This is a genomic window from Thalassobacillus devorans, assembly GCF_011761345.1.
Classification (GTDB): Bacteria; Bacillota; Bacilli; order Bacillales; family Halobacillaceae; genus Thalassobacillus; species Thalassobacillus devorans.
Map to the genome: position 1 here is coordinate 438,778 of NZ_JAASRY010000001.1, position 21,868 is coordinate 460,645.

Consider the following 21,868-nt stretch of genomic DNA (forward strand, 5'->3'; position numbering starts at 1 on the left):
GGAATAAGATGACAACGATCGCCAGTATGACAAACATGCGGTTGAAGTTTCCCGGAGTGGAATCCTTGTTATTCGAAGACTTTTCCCTTTCCTTTGAAAAGGGAGAGAAGGTATTGATACTGGGACCATCCGGCTCTGGTAAATCGACACTTTTACAAGTATTAACGGGACTGATACCCAGTGCGGTGGCAGTGCCAATGAAAGCAGATGCGCTAACCATTCCAGAATCCTGGGGATTTTTATTCCAGGATCCGGATGCCCAATTTTGTATGCCATATGTAGATGAGGAAATCGCGTTTGTATTAGAAAACCTTCAGATTCCCCGAGAAGAAATGGAACAATATATTGATCATTATCTCCACCAGGTGGGACTCAGATTCGATGATAATCATACAAAAATCCAGACGTTATCCGGCGGGATGAAACAGCGCCTGGCCATTGCCTCGGTGCTTGCTCTGGAACCTGAGCTATTATGTTTAGATGAACCGACAGCCATGCTGGATCCAGAGGGTACAAAGCTTGTTTGGGACACGATCAAGAACGTGGGAAATGACAAGACCGTAGTGATTGTCGAACATAAAATTGAACAGGTGGTCGATTTTGTCGATCGTGTCATTCTTCTCGATGAAAATGGAACAATCATTGCTGACGGGCCTAAACAGCAGGTGTTTGATCAGTATAAACATGTACTTATCGAACAGGGGATTTGGTACCCGGGTGTTTGGGAGGATTACATGCAGGACAAAAGCAGGCATATCCCACAATCAGTCAATACCGAGGATGCAAAACCGGCTGTTCATCTATCCGATTTTTCGGCTTTTAGAGGAAAAGTTAAAGCCCTCCAAGTCGAGGAGGCGCGTGCTCATCCCGGGGAATGGGTAACGATACTTGGCGAAAACGGGGCAGGAAAAAGTACCCTGCTGCTCGCCATGATGAATCTGTTAAAGACCACGGGCACTTACAAGATTTTTGAACAAGATTACAAGCGGATTAAACATTTGGCTGAGTATGTCAGCTTTGTCTTCCAAAACCCGGAATTTCAATTCGTAACAAATTCTGTATATGAGGAAATTGCATTCAGCCTTCATTTGGCGAAATGGGAGCAGGAGAAAATTGCCCGGCGCGTCGACGAGATGTTGAAGTTGTATTATTTGGAAGATTATCGACACACACACCCTTACCAGTTATCCATGGGTCAAAAGCGGAGATTGAGTGTCGCTGCTTCGATTGTAAAAGAACAGCCGATTATCCTGTTGGATGAACCTACCTTCGGCCAGGATGCAAAAAATACATTTGCCATTTTAGAGCAACTGGAACAGTTAAGGGCTCAAGGGACGACCATTATTATGGTTACCCATGACCTGAATATAGTGAAAAACTTTGCAACGAAAGTGTGGAGGATGGAAGACGGGGAACTCGTAATGGAATCTCCTGCTCCGAACGATATAGAAACGTTACAGCCAGCAGTCATTTCATAGGGGAGGGAAGCGATGGCAATGGACTTTTCTTACAAGGAAACATGGCTCCATAAAATTAATCCGAGCTTGAAGCTACTGATTATGGTTCTCTTATTTATTCATTTATTGATGATTCATAATACTAATATTCTTATCAACTATATGATAGGAATGCTCGCTCTTTACTTGTTCTTTACGGGTCATCCATGGAAACGTCTATTGGTGATTTCCATTCCTTTTCTATTAATTTTTCTTACATCTTCCACTTCGATGATATTCTTCGGAAAAGGGGAGATCACGTGGGCCAAGTGGGGGTTGGTCCATATTACTGAAGAGAGTTTCTTCCGGGGTTTACATTTAGGTTTTCGGGGGATTAGCTTTGCCATCTTAGGAATTGTGTTTGCACTGACAACTCGTCCTGTTTATCTGTTTTATTCCTTAATGCAACAATTCAAACTGAAACCGAAATATGCCTATAGCTTTATGGCTGCCATCCGGTTGATTCCGTTGATGATCGAAGAGATGCAAACGTTGCATTATGCATTGCAAGTACGTGGTGTTCAAGGAGAAAGAGGAGTGAACGGGTTTTATAGAAAAATTAAATCTTATTCGATTCCTCTTCTTTCCCAAAGTATCAGAAGGGCCTATAGGATTGCGGTTGCCATGGAAGCCAAGCGTTTTTCTAATCATGGAAATCGAACATATTTCTATCGATTAGGTTTTTCTAAATTTGATGTCATCTTTCTGTGCTACCTACTTGTAATCATTCCATTATCCTATGTGACCGCTACGCACTTTCCCTATTTTTCCATCACTGATGTTCGATTTGGCAGTTAGATGGGATGGATATATGAACAATTTTTACTTTTATAGTTTAAATGTTCGTTTTTTAATCTGAAAAAACTTGATATTTCTCCGTGAGGAACGATAGAATAGCTGTAAACCAAAATATTCAGGGGGAATTGCAACATGTATGGAGCACCGAACCAAAATCATGCGAAAAAAATAATGCTATTAGGGTCAGGAGAGTTGGGGAAAGAAGTAGTGATCGAGGCCCAGCGATTAGGAATAGAGACCATTGCAGTCGATCGATATAAAGGTGCGCCTGCGATGCAGGTAGCTCACCGTTTCCATGTGTTGGATATGCTTGACGGCGATGCGCTGCGTAGTGTGATCGAACAGGAACAGCCTGATTTTATTGTTCCGGAGATAGAAGCGATTGCAACTGCAACACTGCTAGAGTTGGAGCAGGAGGGTTACAACGTCATTCCAACTGCCTACGCCACCCAATTGACAATGGATCGCGAAGGTATTCGGAGGCTGGCAAGTGAAAAACTGGGACTTCCGACAGCGAAATACGAATTTGCCAACTCCTTAGAGGAATTAAAAGAAGCGGTTGATATCATTGGTACCCCGTGTGTAATCAAACCGATAATGAGTTCTTCAGGAAAGGGGCAGAGCCTGTGCCGGACAGAATCAGATATCGAGAAATCCTGGCAGGAAGCCCTGAATAGTGGACGGGGTAAAAGTACCCGTGTAATCGTAGAGGAATTCATTCATTTTGATTCGGAAATCACGCTATTAACGGTTCGCTCTGTTAATGGAACGTTTTTCTGTCCGCCAATCGGCCATCTACAGCAGGATGGGGATTATATCCAATCCTGGCAGCCCCATGCGATGAGCGAGGAACATATTAAGGAAGCCGAAGACCTGGCAAAAAAAGTTACCGATGAAATTGGCGGCTTCGGTGTCTTTGGTGTAGAGCTGTTTATTACTGAAGATGGCGTGTATTTCAGTGAAGTCTCCCCACGACCGCATGATACCGGGATGGTTACCTTAATTAGCCAGGAGCTATCGGAATTTGCGCTTCATGTACGGGCGATATTAGGATTTCCAATAGAGGAGATTGCCCTTGTTTCCCCGGGAGCCAGTCATGCAATCAAAGCAACAGAGGAAAGCAACGACTACCAAATTTCCGGAATTGAAGAAGCGTTAGCTGTACCTGACACGCAAGTGCGTTTATTTGGAAAGCCTTCTACAAAAGTCGGCCGTCGCATGGCTGTGATACTGAATAAAGGAGAAAGTGTAACGGCTGCGTGCAAACAAGCGGAGGAGGCAGCTTCCAAGCTTGATGTAGTGAGCATCCATTCAAAAACGTATTGAGAATGGATAATAGGTAGTGTTTAATGTTGTTAGAATGTAATAGATTTACTGTAAGTTTATAAGCGCTTTTTAATGAGAATCTGATGCACCCCGCAACTGTAAACGCGGAAAATGACGGAGCCTGAACCCTATGAGGTAATGCTTTAGCATGCTGGGGATCAGGCTCCGTTTTTAATTTATTTTTTCGAGTAGTTTTATTCCATAAAAGGGAAGAATAATGATGGTTTGCGAGTAATGCAGTATTTGAAAATATATTGAGTAATGTTTTAGTATGGAATGAGGTATCAAGGCATTTTCTAATAAAAAGTGTGGGGGAAATCTAATGAACATACATACTATACTGGTTGCAGGAAACTATGAAAAGGAATTCCAGGAACAGTTACCTGCTAAAACATCTCAGAGCTTTCGTTTTAAGCATATGGATGAAATTACTGAAGAGGATTTGGCTTGGGCAGATGCCTATGTGGGTTTCAAGCCATGCCCGGGTTTCCATTTTGCCGGAATTAAATGGGTACATTCTTTTAAGGCGGGTGTAAATAACTATTTGGAAATTGATGGGTGGAAGGAACGTGATATCCTTCTAACCCGAACTGTTAGCACATTTGGACAAAAAATAAGCGAGTATTGTTTAAGCTATGTATTAAGGGATCTTCAGTTTCATCACTACTTTGGAATAAGACAAAGGGAAAAGAAGTGGGCCCCAAAAACACCACAAATGGTGAAGGATCAAACGATTGTTATATTTGGTACAGGGGAGATTGGCCAGGAGATTGCCAAGGTATTTTCAAGCCTTGGAGCCACCGTTTTCGGCGTGTCGCACAGCGGCAAACAAAAGGAGTACTTCCAAAAAGTGACGAAAACCAGCTCTTCAAGCACGCTGACTGCCCAGGCAGATTGGATTATTAGCACATTGCCTTTGACAAATGAAACGAGTAAGTTATTTGATCGTACGTTTTTCAGCAAGTTGAACGGCGCTGCCTTTATCAATGTCGGCAGAGGTCATACGGTAGACGAGCAAGCGCTCCTGGAAGCGTTAAATTCCGGAAAGGTTCGTTGCGCAGTGTTAGATGTGCTTGAAACAGAACCGCTGCCAGAGAGTTCCCAGCTATGGGAAAGAGACGATATCATCATCACTCCTCATATATCGGCTGTGACCGAGTTGAATGAAGCGATCGTATGCTTTTTGGAAACATTGAAGAGAATCGAAAATAATGAAGTTTTACCTAATAGGGTGGATTTTTTGAAAGGGTATTAATATATAAGTGTAAAATTCTCTATAATAATTTCCTGTTTTTTATGATTTTCTTTTCTTCGTTTTTTTCATCGCTTTTAACAGGTATCCTCCTTTAAACTTACGTGGTTCATAAGAAATGATAAAGGCACTTGGATCAAATTTTTCGATTATGCTCATTACATTCTCTTCCAAGCTTCTTTTCGTCAAAATCTGAAGCTGATAACGGACACTATCTTTTCCCATGCCTTCAAATACTGTAACTCCGTACCCATTGTTCCGGAGCGTTGAAACCAGTTCAGTATTCCTGTTCATTAAGTTAACAGTAAGAGTTGTATATCCCAAAGCCAATTTATTTTCAATGTAATTTCCTAAGAAGATTCCTGCTGCAAAGCCGAGGGCATAAACCAGCATCTCTGGAATACTTTGCTCGCCACTTAGGACAATAGATAAACCGAATACATATATTAACGCTTCTAGAAACCCAAAAATAGAAGCTAAAATACTCATATTCTTAACGACAAAAATGATTCGAAGCGATAATGTTGGCACTAATATAATTTGTAATAAAAAAATTAAGAGGATATTAGACATTGGTGAATCCTTTCTGAAAAGATAAGTTTTTTGTATCTTTAAATTTTCCAAAAAAGAGAAATTAATGTAAGGGCTCTTGCTTCATAGAATTGGCTTTGTTCGGATGTAAGACGTTTCTTAGTTGAAAAGTAAATATTACTCTTAACTTTCAGATCACCCTTTTTCTTGTGAAAAAGGTGAGTTTTCTGTCAAAATTTTGTTCAACATAATGGAAGACTTGAATTCGAGATAAAGCGGTTTTAATATCCGAATAAGAAAAGACCCAATACTCTTGATAAGAGTATTGGGCTAACATACAAAAATAACCAACACGAAAGACTAAAGCAGGTTTATGGAAACCTTTTACATCTCCGTGTTATTTTGAGAAATAAGAATTACAGAATAATAACCTTGAATGGTTACTATCTAGGTTTTTCCTCATTTCTCAACGACTGTTCCAACTCATTTAAAAGCTTATCCAGCAATTGGGAAATAGCAAGTAATTGCGGGTCATTAGGGTTATTTTCATACGTTTTATACATTTTCGTTCTTAATGCTTCTATTTTTTCTTGTAAATCCTTAATACTCGACAGTTCTAAACTCCCTCTCCACTTAAAGTGCATCTGTAAGATATAAGTGGAGAAGTTCACTGATTAAAACAACTGCAGACTAAACCATAATTATCTTCGGGCTAGTAAATTGATTTGCTTCCCTTGATGCTTCATATTCAGTAATAACCTCATTCCACCATTGGTTATTCATGGATTCATACAGATACTTTTCTTAGACCACTATAAGGTTAAGTGCTGAATAATCTTATGAAAAGGGAACTTTAATAACAAGAAGATATTTCATTTTAGTTTCAGTCCTGCTCTATTCCGCAATGCTATCCCCATTATGGTAATACCCTACAAACTTAACAGCGAACCCTGTTTGTAATTAAAACGTAACTTTTAGTTATTTCATCCTGGTATAGTAGCTGGATTTGGAAAAAATAAGTATCTTTGCTATCAAAGTTCTCAACAAAGTTTTTTCTCGACGATAAACATATAGAAGTGATATTAATAAAAAAGCAGGCACTTATCAAATGAGGATAAGTGCCTGCTTAATAGGGAATACAGAATTCTAATATCTACGATCAAGAGGGGTAATTTGTCCCCTGATTTCTCCATCAGGATTTTGCTCGGTATGAGCGTTAACATCCAAAAGAGCTGACTCTCCAGTACTAGTCAAAATATTGATGTGCTGGATAGAAACAGATTTCTTTCGTTTCCTTCTTTCATCTGTAATAATTACCTACATCGTTGAAAAAGGAGGCAGATTATGACAAATCAAACTACAACGAAACCTTTATTTGAACCTTTTACTAGTGATAAATTAAATCTTCCGAACCGTACCGTAATGGCACCGATGACACGCGGATTCTCACCTGGGAATGTTCCTAATGAGGAAGTGGCTGCGTATTATCGCAGACGTGCTGAGAATGAGGTCGGGTTGATTATTACAGAAGGAACAGGGATTGACCACCCTGCTTCTGTGTCTGGTGCGAGTATTCCTGTGTTTCATGGAGAAAAGGCATTGAACGGCTGGGCCAATGTGGTCAAAGAAGTGCATGAGGCCGGCGGTAAAATTGCCCCGCAGCTGTGGCATGTAGGAATGACTCGCAGCAAGGGAGATCTTCCAAATGAAGAGGCACAGCCGGTGGGACCATCAGGGCTAAGCTTAGATGGGGAGAAAGTAAACGAACCATTATCTACAGAAGAAGTAGAGGCGTTGGTGGATTCTTATGCCACAGCAGCAGCGGATGCGAAACGACTCGGTTTTGATGCTATTGAAATCCATGGTGCTCATGGTTACTTGATCGACCAATTCTTCTGGGAAAACACCAACAAACGCAAGGACCGATATGGCGGAGATTTCGTTCAGCGCACCCAGTTTGCCGTAGAGATAGTAGAAGCGTGCCGTCGTGAAGTTGGGGAAGATTTCCCGATCATTTTTCGTTTCTCCCAATGGAAAATGAATGACTTCCAAGCGAAATTGGTCCATACGGCTGATGAGTTGGAACGCTTTTTACAGCCGCTTGTTGAAGCTGGTGTCGATATTTTCCACTGCTCCACACGCAGGTTCTGGGAGCCTGAATTTGAGGGTTCCGACTTAAACCTTGCAGGCTGGACGAAAAAGCTATCAGGCAAACCGGTCATTTCTGTCGGTTCTGTCGGTCTTGATGGTGTCTTTACGGACTTCTCTGGTGCCGAAGCAACAAATCTTGACGGTTTAATGGATAAACTTGATCGTGATGAGTTCGACCTTATAGCCATCGGCCGTTCGTTATTAATGGACCCTGAATGGGTGAAGAAAGTCCAAGACGGTAGATCGGATGATCTGTTAGCCTTTAATAAAGAAGCCCTGCAAAAACTATATTAATCATAAAGTTCGAACAGGCGTCCTTATAGCAGGGCGTCTGTTTTTTGTCTTTTTTACAAAAGCTTTAAAGTAGAAAGGGAGAAGAAGCACTGTCTTTTTGATAATATAGTTTGTGTAAGAGCTTTGAGACAAAAAGAGGCAGGGTATCTTAAGAGAACATTAAACAACTGTTATCACGGAGGGTGATGGAATGAAATTTGTAGTTTTTGCAGGAAGTATCAGAAAGGAATCTTATAACAAGAAACTTGCCAATTATATCCGCATGCGTTATCAGCAAAAAGCTGAAATCGAGCTTTTAAGCATTGAAGAACTTCCTTTTTTCAACCAGGATGAAGAAGAAAATCCTGTGTCGGCTGTAAGAGAATTTAAACAGAAGATAGCTGAGGCTGATGGTATTATCATTGTTACCCCTGAATACAACCATTCTGTACCGGGTGTTTTAAAAAATGCGATAGACTGGTGTTCCAGAGTAGACAAAGTAATGACGAATAAACCAGTTATGATTGCAGGTGGTACCATGGGTGCATTAGGCACTGTCCGTGCCCAAATGCATCTACGTCAGATACTTAATGCTCCAGGTGTAGCCGCGCTTACCTTACCTGGAAATGAGGTTTTGATTGGCACTATTCATCAAAAGATGGACGAAGAAGGAAATTTAGTTGATGAAGCGACGATTCAATTCTTAGATAGCGTTATGGATAACTTTATCGGCTGGGTAGAAAAAAACAAATAACTAAATCGATAGTATACGATGTCAATGAATTTAGGGGTGAGACTGAAATTATTCAGATCACCCTTTTTCTTATGAAAAAGGTGAGCTTTCTACAAAACATTCTTCAACTTTCAGGGATTATATCTCGAATTCAAGTCTTCCATATAAGGGCAGGATAGTTGAAGACTCAGTTTCGAGATAATATGGGGATTAAAGGGATTTAACAGAGGATTAGCGAATCTATTTAGTGGAGCGCATTTCTTTTACAAGGAGTGTTCAATATAGTTACATAACAACTTTAGTTATACTGCTGTATCAGAGCGATATAATGAGTAAGCAAAAGGGAGTGATGGATATGAAAGATAAAAACGAACAGCATCCAATCCTGGATGATCCTTACGCCAAACCGGTTAAGTTTACGTGGTTCGATGGTTTATTCTTCCTCGTAATGTTCGTCACTCCCTTCATCACTGAAGTTGGTATTGTATTGGTATTTGCCATAGCGTTCTACGCCCGAGCAGTTTACGACTTGCTTCGTAAAAAGTCATTGAAGGGGACATTGATGGAAGCTGCCTTCGCGACCTTACTCCTAATTGCCTGGAAAATACTAGCTTGACTAGGTGTACATAATTAGTCCATGTAAGGAGGCAAATATGTTAAGCAAGTTGCTTAAGTACTTGAAAGAAAACAGTTGGAAAACAATTTATGTAACTCAAGATACCTACGATATTCTAGTTAAATCAAAGGATTATCACAAAGCTACTCAGATACTAAGCAAATCCTAAATTAGTATTTGGGGTATATGTATAAAGGGATTTTAAATTACTCAAATATTTATTTCGATTCCAAGTTTTCCATTAGTGGGAGCACTTCTTGAATAAGTAGGTATCCGTTTTCGATACTAGGGACAGATTGTGGAAGAAGGAGCTTTTAATATTGTTTTACTTCTTCTTTCTATCAAGTAAAATGTATCTAATATTTCGGGAGGTTGAATAAATGGACAGTTCCCCAAATGATATGAAGCTTATCATTCCAAAAGGATGTGATAATGCTCCAAGGAAACAATTAGTTATTGATTTTACAGTATCTATATTAAAACAGCAAAATGAAATCATTGAGGAATATGCCAATGAATCTATTATATGGTATCAATTAAAAGATAATAAAAAAGTAGAAGGTCAATGTTCATTAATTTCTACTTTGCAGGAGGAAAATAACCACATCGTTGATTGCCTTGAAATTTACCAAGTGATAACTCACGGGAAGTTCGCTTCAATAAATGGTGTGATTACATTAGCAAATGGAACAAAAATTGATTTCTGCGATGTATATATGTTTAGTAATACTGGGAGGTCTGGAAAGGTACAGGAAATAAAATCATATAGATTATAGCATAGCAACGCTGTTATCGTACAAGGTAAAGGCAATAAAGAACGAGAAGTTTACTTTAATACTCGCTGTTCCTTATGGTTAAAGCGATATTTAGAAGAACGTACAGATTCAAACCCTTGTTTATTCCTGACAGAGAGAAGACCGCAAAAAAGGATGAGTATTGATTTGATCAGGTATATTATTAAAAGAATTTCCAGTTGAGCGGGCACCAATAAAACCATTCATCCTCATCAATTAAGACATAGCTATGCTATCCACATGATCAACAACGGCGCTCCTATTGACGTAATTCAGAGCTTGCTTGGTCACGAAAAGAGTGAGACGACAAATGTTTATGCTCAACTTAGTGGAAAACTAAGACAAGATTTTTATACAAAGTACTTGTGGGAAACCAGAAAAGTGTATCCTACCAAAAATCAATTACTTAAAGATTTAAGTGAGCGAACCGGAAGAAGTATTTTACATGAACTAGATGATAATGAATTGAGGATATTTATTAATCATGTAGATAAGTCACTTTCAAGTAATAAGAGCATAATTGAGAAAGATAGATGGACAATTTGAAAAGCGGTTAAATATTAAAAAATATATATCGATTTCGAGTTTTCAATATTAGGGGCATTATTGAAACTGAAATCATTGATGGAACAATGAATTTCGAAGCTTTAATTCCATCAATTGGTTATAGAAAGACTGTTGCCATAGTTTTATATTATGCTTCAGCAATCGGGCACAATTCCGTAACAAGAGTTGTGCTCTTTCTTTATGAAAAGGTCAGATTATTAAAAAGGAAAGTTTTAGAAAATACAAAGGCATTACACTTGTACTTGTAAAAGAAGAAATTCGCTTTTGTGATCAATAGAAAAAAAGAAGTTTTGATTTCCTTAGGCATGTTTGTATCAGATGTATATACTTTTCATTTCACTTTTTTAGAATAAAATTCAATAAAAAGTAAGACGTTCAGTGTTTAAAAGGTTAGGTTAAGGTACTTTTTTCTAACTGAATCATTTGACGTAATCGGCAAGTAAAATGTCGCTTTTTACTAGTGACGGAGTAACATTGGAAAGATAATATATTAACTGAGCAGCAAACAAAATCATGCATAATTACACCACCAAAACTAGTGAATATATGGGTAAATGAAGGAGGTTCTATTTGTATGACGCCAAATACTCGTGTTAAAGTCCCGGCAGGATTTTGGACAGCATTACAAAGATTGGGGATAGCGGCCAATGAGGTGGTTCGAAAAGCACGATTACCGCTTTCTATTATTACTGAACCGTATGTTACTATCACTCAATATTTTGCGATTTGGCAGGCCTATTCTGATCTCGTTGACGACACTGCCAAAGGAATCATCAAGCTTGCGACCGGCATTGAAACAGCACATTATCCACCGACTGTCTTAGCGACTTACCACGCTCGTGACTACCGCGATGCTCTAAAGAGAATGGTTCGGTACAAACAACTGTGTCCTCCCGAAAGCTTAAATATCACTGAGAAAGGGGATAACTGCACAATTGAACTGGAATGGATGAACTCTGAGAAACCTGGTCCATCGATGCTGATTGGTATTACACTTGCGTTTCTTCTGGAGTTAGGGCGACGGGGGACAGGAAATCATTTGACAGCTAAGTTTGTCGAATTATCGCATTCAATGGGCGATGTACAGGGACTTGAAGCTTACTTTGGGTGCCGTATCCGAGTCGGGGCAAATTGTAACCGATTAACGTTACATAGAGAAGATTTGGACCACCCTTTTGCCTCGTACAACGCAGAACTGCTGGAAATTCTGACTCCAGTACTGGACCAATCGCTGGATGAGCTACAACGCAACCGATCAATCACTGAGATGGTTAAGTGGATCATGAAACGTAGTCTATCAGGAGGACGCCCTGACATTCAGAACATCGCGAGCGAGTTGGGGATAAGTAGTCGCACCTTGCAGCGAAGACTTACTGATAAAGGTACGAGCTTTAATCATCTATTAACAGAAGTTCGACATGAACAGGCAATAAAGTACTTGGCAAACCCCTCACTCGATATTAAAGAAGTTGCTTTTCTGGTTGGATATGAAGACCAAAACTCGTTTTACCGTGCCTTTCACCTTTGGCAAGGAGTTACCCCATTAAATTGGCGTTCTGAAAATTCAGGTATAAACACGATCAATTGATATTTTCTTAAAACAATATAAAGGAGTTATAAATCATGGAGATGGGATTAAAAATATTTTAGTTAACAATATGGGGATATATGAGATGATGCAATATGAGGACGTTAGTGATGAAATATGGGAAAAATACTTTCGTACGAATGTACTTGCTGCAAATGGATTATCTAAATTTTATTTACCAAAAATGTTGAAAAATGATGATGGGCGCATTATCTTTATTGCCAGTGAAGAAGCCATTATGCCTTCAGGACAAATGCCTCAATATTGTATGACAAAATCAATGCTATTGTCATTATCAAAAAGCCTGTCCAAATTAACAAAAGGAAAAGAAGTTACTGTTAATACGATCATGCCAGGTCCCACACTTTCTGAGAATGTGTATCAAATCATTGAGGGGATGTATCCTGATGACAATCTGGATTTTATAGAAAAAGAGAAACAATTCATGACTACAAATCTACCTCACTCTGAGATACAACGGTTTATCAGACCTGCTGAAATCGGCAGACTCGCTACATTTTTATGTAGTCCTTACGCATCCGCATTTAAAGGTTCTCCAGTACGGATGGATGGAGGAATGGTTCCTGCTATTTTTTAATTTTTTTCTACCGAGATTATTAGAAGCGTTCTTAAAATGTGAAATAGTCCCCAACATGATTACAATAACGGGTTTGATTGAAGCGAAGTAGCTTGGTTCGCGACCAAAAAGTAGAACTAGTGTAGACTGGGCTTACCTTATAATACGAAAGGGCGCTTTTCTGTAACAAGGAAAAGTGCCTTTCTTAATGTATAGGGCCATTATCTTGAATAATCTACCAAGATTGTGAACGGGTATAGTTGAGTATTGGTTGTAGTTATCAATCAACAATTGAAACATAAGTTTTCCTTGCACAAACAGAAATACCTTTCTAAATTCCTGTTATTTAGGAATTACATGATAGGTTTGTTTTATATGTTGCTCTTCGAGAAATATTTCCGAGTATGTATAGGTAAGGTACGATCAAGTTCTTCATTTAACCATGAAAGTGTTTTACTACGTAGGTCATCACGCATTTTTTCTTCTGCAGAGAGCATCACGAAATTGATGGAGAAAAAAGAGGGAACTGTACAGCAGTTTTCTCTATACCAATCTTTAATATTTTTCCATTGAAAAATAGGTTTAGGACCTTCAACTGCATCAATTACACCCCTAAGCGAAAGTGTTAGGCACAGTTTAGGATTGTACTTATTTTCAATGTTTCTGAAACGATACCTGACACTTTCTTAAAAATACTATCATTCGATTTTGAAGCCGGCAGTTTGTATTGGTCCTTGGGTGATGAGTTTGGAGAGCTGGTTGGCCATCTCTTCAGGTGTAGGCTTCTCATCCTGGTTTAACCACCATTGGATGATACCTACGAAGGCAGCGCTGATGAAATGGAGAAGGAGATCTTTCGGGATTTGGAATTGGGTCGGATCCTTCACAACTTCTTTTATATGCCTGTCGAACTTATCACGAATCACTTCTTCTAATTTGTTCCTGAAACCATTGATACCATTTTTACCGAACATGACTTGATAGAACATCTGATGTTTTTGTATACATTGGTAAACATTGGTGACACTGCCTTTTAACAGTTCCTGATCTGCCTGGTCGAAAGGCGGATTGATGACGCTGATCAATTCCTGGATGACATCAGAACTCATTTTTTCCAGAAGGTCATACTTGTCATCATAGTGAAGATAGAAAGTTGAGCGGTTGATTAACGCTTCATCTGCGATGTCTTGAATTGTCATTGCGTCAAAGCCCTTCATTTGGATAACCTTCAAGAATGCTTCGTTAATGAGTATCCTCGTCCTTTTTACTCGTAGGTCTGTTTTCTTAGCCATTTTTCATCCCTCTTTTATCAAATACACAACAAATTCAAATCAGGTGTAGTTTATCAGACATATGGTTAAACATTGGTTATTGTATGTTTCTTGTATTCTTCTATAATGGCATTGTACACAACATGGTGTTAATTAATCAAAAACTTGTCTATTAAGGGGGGTATAGGATAAATTTCTTTAAGCAGGAGCTATTCTGGGGCGGGTTCGCTGGAATCCTGATTGCTGCCACCATATTAACATTTTCATTCATGGGTTCCACCGTCAATCCAACACCGAAGGACATGCCGTTAGCACTCGTCGTGGAAGAAGAAGGTGTGACACTCCCAACAGAGAGGAGTTTAAATTCGGTAAAATGTTAGAAGAGCAAATCAAGCAGAATGACAATGAGAGTGTGGAATGGACCATTCTGGAAAGTCGCGAAAACGCAATCAATGAGATGAATGATAAGAACTTCTATGTTTCTATCATCATTCCGAACGATCTATCTCAAAAGATTCCTACTCTATTAAGTCCAATTCCGCAAAATCCTGAAGTCGAGGTTCTGATCAATGAGGGCTTGAACAAACCAGCGGTCTTAATCGGAGAGCAAGTGGCTAATGGATCATCGCAAAGTTGAACCAACAAGTCCAAACCAATTTATATACGCAAGTGTCTGAGCGTCAGATGCCGTTAAGTGTAGAGCAAGCCCAGCAGCTCTCACAACCCATCTCTGTAAAAACGGAGAAACTGAACCCTGTCCCAAGTTATACCGCAAACGGTAACGCGCCAGCCATATTCACCCAGATTATATGGCTGACGACGTTCATCAGTTCCATGATCCTTTTTACAGTGGTTAAAAAGATCGGCTTACGATGGACCTCTCTTGTCAGTCAACTTCCCAAGTTTTTGGGGGAGGTAAAATCAAGGAACAATAAGTCTGGGATTAAAAAAAGGAGGATTTCTATATGACAAATTCAGACAAAACCATTTTAGTGTTGGGTGCCACGGGAAAACAGGGAGGCGCAATTGCCAGGAAGTTGTTAGCTGATGGATGGTCCGTGCGTGCGGTTTCGCGGCGCCCGGATCAACCGGCTGCACAAGAACTGCAAAAAAAGGGCGCCACAGTTGTCCAAGCGAACATGGATAATCAGCAATCTCTCTTGGAAGCCATGCGGGGAGTTTACGGTGTTTATAGTGTTCAACCTTTGTATTCAAAGGATCCCGAAAAAGAGATCCAACATGGGAAAACAGTAGCGGATGTTGCCAAACAGGTCGGCGTTTCACATTTTGTATATGGCTCTGCCGGCGGCGCTGAAAGAGATAGTGGGGTTCCCCATTTTGAAACAAAGTGGCAAGTTGAGAAATATGTACGTGCTATTGGTTTACCTTTTACGATTCTCCGTCCAACTGGTTTCATGGAAAACTTTATAGAATTTACTCAAGCTCATGAACAAAAATTGATGGTACAGGGATTTATGGATGTGAATACGAAATTACAAATCATCGCGGTGCAAGATATCGGTGCGTTTGCTGCAATTGCCTTTAACAACCCGGAAAAATACAAGGGAATGGCCATTGAAATTGCGGGGGACGAAGTGACGCTTTCAGAAGTGGCAAAAGTGTTTAGTCAAGTATTTGATACACCGTGTGAAGTTTTGGAGTCTGCCAGGGATCAATTTCAGAAAAATAAAATGTTTGAATGGTTAGAAACTGATGGGTATCAAGCTGACATTCCTTCACTACGTAAAGTTCATCCCGAATTGCTTGATTTATCAACCTGGGTTAAAAACTCGGGATGGGATCCATTTGTTTAAGAAGAAAAAAGGTGCTAATGAATAATCAATGAATCGATAGTTGTGTAATTTTATTAAGCAACAGAAAAGGTAAGGGTATCTTATGAAACAGAGAAGAAATGCATCAGATAACAAAGAAAATAAGGAATTGAGTGCGGCAGATCAATATCCGGTTAGTTTTGCCATTGACCAGGTATAATAACCTTCTCCATCAATGATTTAAATTTTGGAGGGAAAGTAATACGACAAATGGTGAAAATATTGTGCTTATGAAAGCAAATCTAGATCAAATTGATTTAATTGTAGACCTTTTTGACAAATATCGGGTCTTTTATGACCAACCATCAAATGTAAAGGAAGCAAAAAAGTTTATTCGTGAAAGAATGGAGAATCAACAATCTGAGATGTTTTTAGCAATTGAAAAACAAGAAAGCTCTGTAAGCCATTAGGATTTGTTCAGCTTTATCCATTATTTTCATCAGTAAATCTAGCAAAAATATGAATTTTAAATGACCTGTATGTTGATCAATCTGCGAGGCGAAGTGGACTAGCTAAAGGCTTAATGTAAAGAGCAAAGGAACACGCCATAGAAACAGGTGCAAAAGAATTAACACTTGAAACAGCTAGCGATAATCACAAGGCTCAACATTTATATGAATTAATTGGGTATGAGAAATATGAGAACCATTTTTATTATAATTTATTACTCTATTGATACTATCGTTTCTTGAAAAGAGTTACTATTAAATAACCGGGTACTCCGGGTACCAGACAGGTATTACGCGTTTTGAATAATTAATGTTGAGTTAAGGTTGCGTTAGTTGAAAATTTGCTTCAATATATCTAGAAATCAAATCTTACAAATACTGGGGCGATTGTTCAATATGGACGTTCGCCTTTTTACTTACGTGGCTGTATGGTTGAACAATTGATATTTTTATTAAAGGGGTGTTTAGATGGAGTTAGTATTTATAAGACACAGACAAGGAGAACACACCTTGGATCTACCTAAAAGCATACATACTTTATACCCTGCATTAACTGAGGAAGGGATCATTCAATCCAAGTCACTCAAAGAACAGTTTCCTTTGTCAGAATCAGATGTAATTATAACTAGTCCAACAAGAAGAACAATACAGACAGCACGAATTTGGAGTGAAGGTATAACGTGCATGAAAATAGTAAGTCCGTTAATCTCACCAAGAATGTTTCCTCAAAAGTCAGAGTGGCAGACACTACCTTGCGATAAGACTCTATCTAAAGAAATAATAAAAGAGGAATTCGCTGATTTGTATAGAAGAGGAACTATCAAATCAATGGTGGTTAGAAGGAATAAATAAATTACCCGAAAAAACGTTTAAAGTTTTAGCAGAAGACTTTTTAAAATGGTGCAAACAAATTTGGAAATAAAAGAATGTATGTCGTTTCTCACGAAGGCTCGATTACGTCATATAATCAGTTTATTATTGGTGAAGAACTAACAAGAAATGATTTTCCTAAAGAAACTGGGTTTCTAAAAGTTAATTGTTAATATTACCTAAACTAGTGGAATAACCTATGAAATATCTCAACTTCGAATCTTCCTGAAACGGGGGCGATTGTTCAATATAGGCGTAGAAAAAAGAAGGGGAAGGAATTAAATGAATATGCCACCCGATTTTTTAAGGACAATAAAGTAAGTGAATACCATTTAAGAGTTTCTCCAACAAATACTCCAGCTATTGATTTTTATCACAAGATCGGGATGGAAGAAGTGGGGGTAGAAGTGGAGGGAAAAGTGATAAGGATGAAAGGTTACATATAAAGGAAAAAAGTTATTGGATTTTATGTTAAGACTTACCATAAGAGAAAAGGAGAAATATTATGAAAGCATCAACCAGCTTAGTTTGTCTAATTTTGGGGATACTCCTAATGGCATTAAGTGGATTAGAAAAAATTTTAATTTACACAAATTTTAATGTGCAAGTGGATGTTTTAGCAATGAAAAACATTACCCCCACCTACATATGGTACATACCAAATGTCACGTTCATCGGTGGCCTCCTTTTAACAGCTATCGGGATATCCCTTACCTTCTCTATTTATAACAAAACAAAGTCCACCAGAGAATCTGAATAGTAGAAAAGCCTGAATTATAACTTCAAGCACTTTTAGGAAGCAAAATTTTTAACCTAAGATGTTATTGAGGGGGCACCTTTATTATTTGCTAGAAAAGGAGAGGAATTTACTTCCTAAAATACTATAAGTGATATAGGAGAGAGATTATGATAGTTAGAGAAATAAAAGTAACAGATGCAAAGGGACTTTCTATTCTAACTAAACAAGTTGAAGATAGTTCAGATTATATGCTATGGGAACCAGAAGAAAGAATTATTAATCGTGAACGTCAATTAAAGATGATTAAAAGTGTGCAAGAAAAAGAAAATTCAACCATACTTATTGCTGAAAATTGTGGGGCACTGGTAGGGTATTTGTTAGCTTTCGGTGGAAGTGCTAAAAGGAATAATCATTCAGCATACATAGTTATTGGAATTTCAAAGGATTATAGAGGCCAAGGAATAGGTACTAAACTATTTAGAAAGTTGGAGGAGTGGGCTGCAAATCACAATATCCATAGGTTGGAGCTAACAACAGTCACAAAGAATGAAGCAGGTTTATCCCTGTATAAAAAAATGGGATTTGAAATTGAAGGGACAAAAAGACACTCACTCTTTATAAACGGTAAATGGATTGATGAGTACTTTATGGCAAAACTCTTGTAATAATAAAAGAAAGAACATGAGGAGGAACTGAATAATGAAGGTAGAGGAAAAGGAAATTTTAAATGGGGACAAGAAGCTTAAATTTACCCATATTCAGAATAACTCTAACAAAGTTTGCTTCATGTTTTCTGGAGCTGGATATACATATGATAAGCCTTTGTTTTATTATTCAACTATGAAATTAATAGAAGATAAAGTTGACATAATCCATGTCCATTACAATTACTCAAATAATGTATTAAACCTTCCTATAACAAAACTAGCAAAGGTCATTACAAGTGATGTATATCCAATAATTGAGGACGTACTCGCACGTCATGAGTATGAAGGGGTCGTATTTTTGGGTAAGTCCCTTGGAACTATACCCATAATCGATCAATTATTAGCTGAATTCTCAGAATCAAAATTTATACTGCTGACCCCTTTGCTGAAATATGACGTTTTTATGAAAATCCTACTAGAAAGTCCACGTGATTTACTAGTGATTACGGGAAAAAGCGACCATCATTATTTTGTAGAAAAAGTTGAAGCTTTGGACCAAAAAGAAAATATTATGGTAAAGGAGTTTGAAGGAGCTAACCATTATTTAGAGGTGGAACCCTTTAACACAATAGGATCTATTTCTATCTTAAGCGAAACTATACATGCCATAAGCAAGTATATAAAGTAATTTGAGTGTTCAAAAAAAGGGGGCGATTAGTCAATAAGAGTAATCGCCCGCCTTTTTTCTTGGCAATAGAAGGTGGGGTAATACTAATTTAGAAAAGTAATTGAAACTTATATAAAATAACGATATGATATCTTAATATTTATTTTGCTTATTAAATTTAAAGGGTAAATGGAGTGGGATAGTATGGAAGTTGAGAATTATCTAAAAGAAATACCTGAGTTTAAAACTGAGAGATTGAAACTTAGAAAGCTGTCTTTTTCAGATTTAGAGGATGTTTTCGCGTTCTGCTCCAATCCTAACGTATCAAGGCCTATGACTTGGGAAGTAAACAGTTCAAAAGATATGACTAAAGATTTTTTGAGTATGGTAATTACAGGGTACGAAAAAGGTGAATCGGGTGAATGGGCAATTGAATGGAATGAAACAGGCCAAGTCATTGGTGTGGCAGCCTTTATTAATTGGAGTAATAGACACAAATGCGTAGAATTGGGATATTTTCTATCGGAGGATTATTGGGGAAGAGGAATTGCTACTGAAGCACTTCGGGAACTCGTTCACTATGGATTTAGTACGCTATATCTTAATAGAATCGAGGGTAGATCCGATACAGATAATATCGGTTCTCAAAAGGTAATGAAGAAGTTAGGCATGAAATATGAGGGCACTTTAAGAAAAAATGAGTTTATAAAGGGCGAATTTAGAGATACGGAAGTGTATTCAATTTTAGGAAGTGAGTATTGAACTTATAGAACTTAACTTGTAGAAAGGTTATTATTATCTTGATTTCGAGTCTTCATCTATAGGGGGTATTTCGTGAAGAAACATATACAAGAACATCACAGGGGAGATATTAAATGATTAAAGGAATATATGAATTTATAGGTGAAGTACAGTTGAAAAAGTATGCAGAACTTGCTGTACGAGCTGGTGTAAATCTGCAAAAAAATCAATTGTTGATTATTCATAGTGATATACAAAATGCTACGTTTGCCCGTCTAATCCAAACGGTAGCCTACGAGGCAGGGGCTTCAAATGTATTAATAGATTGGTCAGATGAACAGTCTACCAAAGAATTTTACTTAAATGCAGCAGATAGTGTTATCGATCACTTTCCTGATTGGCAGGCTGCCCGCTTTAAGGAGTGGGACGAGGCAGGTGCTGCTTACATCCATATTATTTCTGAAAACTTAGATATCTTTAAGGAGGTTTCCCCAGAACGGATCAGCCGCTTTCAAAAGGCTTCCCGCACCAAGTTGGAAGATTATTATGCAAAGATTATGTCCCACGAGGTACGCTGGTGTCTTCTAGCTGTCCCGTCCTTCGCATGGGCGAAGAAAGTATTTCCTCACGTAAGTAAAGAAGAAGCCGTGCAATCGTTATGGCAAGCCATCTTACGTGGAGCGCGGGCAGATGGAACAAATCCTACCAAAGACTGGGAAAACCATGATCGCGCCTTCGAGTCCCGGAAAACCTTTCTAAACGATTGCCAGTTTGACACCCTGCATTTTACCAATAGCCGAGGAACGGATTTAGTCGTCGGCATTCCTAACAATCACGTCTTTATCGGTGGGGGTGTCATAGATAAAAATGGAATACCTTTCTTTCCGAACATTCCTACGGAAGAAATATTTACTGCTCCCCATAAAAATAAGGTGAATGGCAAATTGGTAGGTACTAAACCTCTTATCTATGGGGGAAGTGTCATCGATGAATTTTATCTAATTTTTAAAGATGGACGGATTACCGACTATTATGCCGCAAAGGGACAGGAAGTGTTACAAAACCTCATCGAAACAGATGAAGGTTCACATTATCTAGGTGAAATTGCCTTGGTCTCTAATAAATCTCCTCTTGCTCAGGCAGATACTCTTTTTTACAATACATTGTTTGATGAAAATACGTCCTGTCATATTGGAATTGGAAATGCATCTCCTTCCAATATTCAAAATGGCATTGACCAATCTGAGGAAGAGTTGAAGGCTGCGGGTCTGAATACTTCACTTTTGTCAGTCAATGTGACCTTTGGTACCGAAGATATGAAAGTAGTGGGCATTAAAGAAGGTGGAACTGAAGTCCTGCTAATGAAGGATGGGGATTTCCAATTCTAAATCGTCTCCAACTTCATAACAGAGAAAACTGATTGTTGGTTGATTATACTTAGTGCTAGTTATAGTGAAAGCAAACTGGGCAGCATTCCTGTAACAAATGAAGATTATGGGTTTTGTTTTTGTGAAAGAATGTACATAAATAAAAGGGTCTGTTTGGACGATCGTATTCAGTAACGAGCAGGTTTGTATCCATAACTAGTCCATAGGAGGTGGGCAATTGCTTTATTGGAGTTGGAATTACAAAAGAAAATTTAAGTGGAACTTAATTCAATTACCTATTCTCATTTTTCTTATTGTAAGTTTTCTATTAACTTCACCTACAATAGTAAATGTCATGATTTCTTTACTAGCTATTGCTGTCGTCGTTGTAACACTTATTTATACCTTTTTTAAATGGAAAGAAGAAGAGTCTGAATCTGACGGAGTTTGAATTACATTAACTGTTCATTTTATACAATTAATAGTTGATTACCTTATTGTGTTAGCGAATTGTTAGGTAAAGGCTTACTCCAGTCGCTCGAAATCAAGTCTTCCATAATAGGGGGATATTGTCTAATATGGA

23 protein-coding genes and 2 pseudogenes are annotated in these 21,868 nt (G+C 38.4%); 21 read left to right on the top strand and 4 right to left on the bottom strand.

The genetic code is table 11. From position 1 onward, the window contains the following. Positions 1–8: 8 nt before the first annotated feature. The 4 genes from FHS45_RS02140 to FHS45_RS02155 all read left to right on the top strand — a co-directional run bounded on the left by FHS45_RS02140 (position 9) and on the right by FHS45_RS02155 (position 4,875). On the top strand, positions 9–1,478 hold the full coding sequence (locus FHS45_RS02140) for an ABC transporter ATP-binding protein (protein WP_062444905.1): 1,470 nt from the start codon (positions 9–11) through the stop codon (positions 1,476–1,478). Positions 1,479–1,490: 12 nt separating this feature from the next. After that, entirely contained in the window at positions 1,491–2,294 is an 804-nt protein-coding gene (locus tag FHS45_RS02145) for an energy-coupling factor transporter transmembrane component T family protein (protein ID WP_062444908.1), read from the top strand. Between the two features lie 132 nt (positions 2,295–2,426). Continuing rightward, positions 2,427–3,620 (top strand): formate-dependent phosphoribosylglycinamide formyltransferase, encoded by a 1,194-nt coding sequence (gene purT / locus FHS45_RS02150; RefSeq protein ID WP_062444909.1) that lies wholly within the window; start codon positions 2,427–2,429, stop codon positions 3,618–3,620. Positions 3,621–3,942: 322 nt separating this feature from the next. Then, a complete protein-coding gene (locus FHS45_RS02155; protein ID WP_062444911.1) occupies positions 3,943–4,875 on the top strand; it encodes a D-2-hydroxyacid dehydrogenase in 933 nt (310 codons plus the stop codon). Between the two features lie 39 nt (positions 4,876–4,914). On the opposite strand, the gene FHS45_RS02160 is transcribed toward FHS45_RS02155, so the two are convergent. The 3 genes from FHS45_RS02160 to FHS45_RS02170 form a co-directional block, all read right to left on the bottom strand. Then, entirely contained in the window at positions 4,915–5,445 is a 531-nt protein-coding gene (locus FHS45_RS02160; RefSeq protein WP_062444913.1) for a DUF2179 domain-containing protein, read from the bottom strand. A 401-nt stretch (positions 5,446–5,846) separates the two neighbouring features. After that, positions 5,847–6,047, bottom strand: coding sequence for an aspartyl-phosphate phosphatase Spo0E family protein (locus FHS45_RS20285; protein ID WP_229717800.1), 201 nt, complete (start codon positions 6,045–6,047; stop codon positions 5,847–5,849). Positions 6,048–6,549: 502 nt separating this feature from the next. After that, positions 6,550–6,717, bottom strand: coding sequence for a CHRD domain-containing protein (locus FHS45_RS02170; protein ID WP_148350216.1), 168 nt, complete (start codon positions 6,715–6,717; stop codon positions 6,550–6,552). 30 nt (positions 6,718–6,747) lie between these two features. On the opposite strand from FHS45_RS02170, the gene FHS45_RS02175 reads away from it, so the two are divergent. The 7 genes and pseudogenes from FHS45_RS02175 to FHS45_RS02205 all read left to right on the top strand — a co-directional run. Beyond that, the gene (locus FHS45_RS02175; RefSeq protein ID WP_062444914.1) at positions 6,748–7,848 is read left to right on the top strand and encodes an NADH:flavin oxidoreductase; all 1,101 of its coding nucleotides are present in this window, start codon (positions 6,748–6,750) and stop codon (positions 7,846–7,848) included. A 190-nt stretch (positions 7,849–8,038) separates the two neighbouring features. Further along, positions 8,039–8,581, top strand: coding sequence for an NADPH-dependent FMN reductase (locus FHS45_RS02180; protein ID WP_062444916.1), 543 nt, complete (start codon positions 8,039–8,041; stop codon positions 8,579–8,581). 334 nt (positions 8,582–8,915) lie between these two features. Next, positions 8,916–9,176 carry a hypothetical protein gene (locus FHS45_RS02185; protein ID WP_062444918.1) on the top strand — a complete coding sequence of 87 codons (261 nt, stop codon included), beginning with the start codon at positions 8,916–8,918 and terminating at the stop codon, positions 9,174–9,176. A gap of 401 nt (positions 9,177–9,577) precedes the next feature. After that, positions 9,578–9,952 (top strand): hypothetical protein, encoded by a 375-nt coding sequence (locus tag FHS45_RS02190; RefSeq protein ID WP_229717801.1) that lies wholly within the window; start codon positions 9,578–9,580, stop codon positions 9,950–9,952. 3 nt (positions 9,953–9,955) lie between these two features. Then, a pseudogene (locus FHS45_RS20415) lies at positions 9,956–10,333 on the top strand (tyrosine-type recombinase/integrase); the annotation flags it as partial. A 778-nt stretch (positions 10,334–11,111) separates the two neighbouring features. Next, positions 11,112–12,125: an AraC family transcriptional regulator gene (locus FHS45_RS02200; RefSeq protein WP_062444922.1), complete on the top strand. Its 1,014-nt coding sequence runs from the start codon at positions 11,112–11,114 to the stop codon at positions 12,123–12,125. A 52-nt stretch (positions 12,126–12,177) separates the two neighbouring features. Beyond that, positions 12,178–12,723: pseudogene (locus FHS45_RS02205) on the top strand (SDR family NAD(P)-dependent oxidoreductase); the annotation flags it as partial. A 677-nt stretch (positions 12,724–13,400) separates the two neighbouring features. On the opposite strand, the gene FHS45_RS02215 reads toward FHS45_RS02205, so the two are convergent. After that, positions 13,401–13,994: a TetR/AcrR family transcriptional regulator gene (locus FHS45_RS02215; protein ID WP_062444924.1), complete on the bottom strand. Its 594-nt coding sequence runs from the start codon at positions 13,992–13,994 to the stop codon at positions 13,401–13,403. Between the two features lie 352 nt (positions 13,995–14,346). On the opposite strand from FHS45_RS02215, the gene FHS45_RS02220 reads away from it, so the two are divergent. The 10 genes from FHS45_RS02220 (at position 14,347) to FHS45_RS02260 (ending at position 21,306) form a co-directional block, all read left to right on the top strand. Beyond that, positions 14,347–14,610, top strand: a complete 264-nt coding sequence (locus tag FHS45_RS02220; RefSeq protein WP_062444926.1) for a YhgE/Pip domain-containing protein — start codon at positions 14,347–14,349, stop codon at positions 14,608–14,610. A gap of 328 nt (positions 14,611–14,938) precedes the next feature. Beyond that, the gene (locus tag FHS45_RS02225) at positions 14,939–15,787 is read left to right on the top strand and encodes an NmrA/HSCARG family protein (RefSeq protein ID WP_062444930.1); all 849 of its coding nucleotides are present in this window, start codon (positions 14,939–14,941) and stop codon (positions 15,785–15,787) included. Positions 15,788–16,035: 248 nt separating this feature from the next. After that, positions 16,036–16,215: a hypothetical protein gene (locus FHS45_RS20085; protein WP_208416242.1), complete on the top strand. Its 180-nt coding sequence runs from the start codon at positions 16,036–16,038 to the stop codon at positions 16,213–16,215. A 137-nt stretch (positions 16,216–16,352) separates the two neighbouring features. Further along, a complete protein-coding gene (locus tag FHS45_RS20510; RefSeq protein WP_371872008.1) occupies positions 16,353–16,481 on the top strand; it encodes a GNAT family N-acetyltransferase in 129 nt (42 codons plus the stop codon). Between the two features lie 241 nt (positions 16,482–16,722). Further along, positions 16,723–17,106: a histidine phosphatase family protein gene (locus tag FHS45_RS02235; RefSeq protein ID WP_229717803.1), complete on the top strand. Its 384-nt coding sequence runs from the start codon at positions 16,723–16,725 to the stop codon at positions 17,104–17,106. A gap of 257 nt (positions 17,107–17,363) precedes the next feature. Continuing rightward, a complete protein-coding gene (locus tag FHS45_RS02240) occupies positions 17,364–17,570 on the top strand; it encodes a GNAT family N-acetyltransferase (protein ID WP_229717814.1) in 207 nt (68 codons plus the stop codon). Positions 17,571–18,030: 460 nt separating this feature from the next. After that, positions 18,031–18,528, top strand: coding sequence for a GNAT family N-acetyltransferase (locus FHS45_RS02245; protein ID WP_062444936.1), 498 nt, complete (start codon positions 18,031–18,033; stop codon positions 18,526–18,528). 34 nt (positions 18,529–18,562) lie between these two features. Further along, positions 18,563–19,198 carry a hypothetical protein gene (locus tag FHS45_RS02250; RefSeq protein ID WP_062444938.1) on the top strand — a complete coding sequence of 212 codons (636 nt, stop codon included), beginning with the start codon at positions 18,563–18,565 and terminating at the stop codon, positions 19,196–19,198. 183 nt (positions 19,199–19,381) lie between these two features. Further along, positions 19,382–19,939: a GNAT family N-acetyltransferase gene (locus FHS45_RS02255; RefSeq protein WP_062444940.1), complete on the top strand. Its 558-nt coding sequence runs from the start codon at positions 19,382–19,384 to the stop codon at positions 19,937–19,939. A 113-nt stretch (positions 19,940–20,052) separates the two neighbouring features. Then, complete coding sequence (locus FHS45_RS02260; protein WP_062444942.1) at positions 20,053–21,306, top strand: aminopeptidase; 1,254 nt, start codon at positions 20,053–20,055, stop codon at positions 21,304–21,306. Positions 21,307–21,868: the final 562 nt, after the last annotated feature.

Bases quoted from the DNA above. Each gene is read 5' to 3' on its own strand.
- FHS45_RS02140 (WP_062444905.1), top strand. From the start codon at position 9: ATGACAACGATCGCCAGTATGACAAACATGCGGTTGAAGTTTCCCGGA.
- FHS45_RS02145 (WP_062444908.1), top strand. From the start codon at position 1,491: ATGGCAATGGACTTTTCTTACAAGGAAACATGGCTCCATAAAATTAAT.
- purT (WP_062444909.1), top strand. From the start codon at position 2,427: ATGTATGGAGCACCGAACCAAAATCATGCGAAAAAAATAATGCTATTA.
- FHS45_RS02155 (WP_062444911.1), top strand. From the start codon at position 3,943: ATGAACATACATACTATACTGGTTGCAGGAAACTATGAAAAGGAATTC.
- FHS45_RS02160 (WP_062444913.1), bottom strand. From the start codon at position 5,445: ATGTCTAATATCCTCTTAATTTTTTTATTACAAATTATATTAGTGCCA.
- FHS45_RS20285 (WP_229717800.1), bottom strand. From the start codon at position 6,047: ATGCACTTTAAGTGGAGAGGGAGTTTAGAACTGTCGAGTATTAAGGAT.
- FHS45_RS02175 (WP_062444914.1), top strand. From the start codon at position 6,748: ATGACAAATCAAACTACAACGAAACCTTTATTTGAACCTTTTACTAGT.
- FHS45_RS02180 (WP_062444916.1), top strand. From the start codon at position 8,039: ATGAAATTTGTAGTTTTTGCAGGAAGTATCAGAAAGGAATCTTATAAC.
- FHS45_RS02185 (WP_062444918.1), top strand. From the start codon at position 8,916: ATGAAAGATAAAAACGAACAGCATCCAATCCTGGATGATCCTTACGCC.
- FHS45_RS02190 (WP_229717801.1), top strand. From the start codon at position 9,578: ATGAAGCTTATCATTCCAAAAGGATGTGATAATGCTCCAAGGAAACAA.
- FHS45_RS02200 (WP_062444922.1), top strand. From the start codon at position 11,112: ATGACGCCAAATACTCGTGTTAAAGTCCCGGCAGGATTTTGGACAGCA.
- FHS45_RS02215 (WP_062444924.1), bottom strand. From the start codon at position 13,994: ATGGCTAAGAAAACAGACCTACGAGTAAAAAGGACGAGGATACTCATT.
- FHS45_RS02220 (WP_062444926.1), top strand. From the start codon at position 14,347: ATGTTAGAAGAGCAAATCAAGCAGAATGACAATGAGAGTGTGGAATGG.
- FHS45_RS02225 (WP_062444930.1), top strand. From the start codon at position 14,939: ATGACAAATTCAGACAAAACCATTTTAGTGTTGGGTGCCACGGGAAAA.
- FHS45_RS20085 (WP_208416242.1), top strand. From the start codon at position 16,036: ATGAAAGCAAATCTAGATCAAATTGATTTAATTGTAGACCTTTTTGAC.
- FHS45_RS02235 (WP_229717803.1), top strand. From the start codon at position 16,723: ATGGAGTTAGTATTTATAAGACACAGACAAGGAGAACACACCTTGGAT.
- FHS45_RS02245 (WP_062444936.1), top strand. From the start codon at position 18,031: ATGATAGTTAGAGAAATAAAAGTAACAGATGCAAAGGGACTTTCTATT.
- FHS45_RS02250 (WP_062444938.1), top strand. From the start codon at position 18,563: ATGAAGGTAGAGGAAAAGGAAATTTTAAATGGGGACAAGAAGCTTAAA.
- FHS45_RS02255 (WP_062444940.1), top strand. From the start codon at position 19,382: ATGGAAGTTGAGAATTATCTAAAAGAAATACCTGAGTTTAAAACTGAG.
- FHS45_RS02260 (WP_062444942.1), top strand. From the start codon at position 20,053: ATGATTAAAGGAATATATGAATTTATAGGTGAAGTACAGTTGAAAAAG.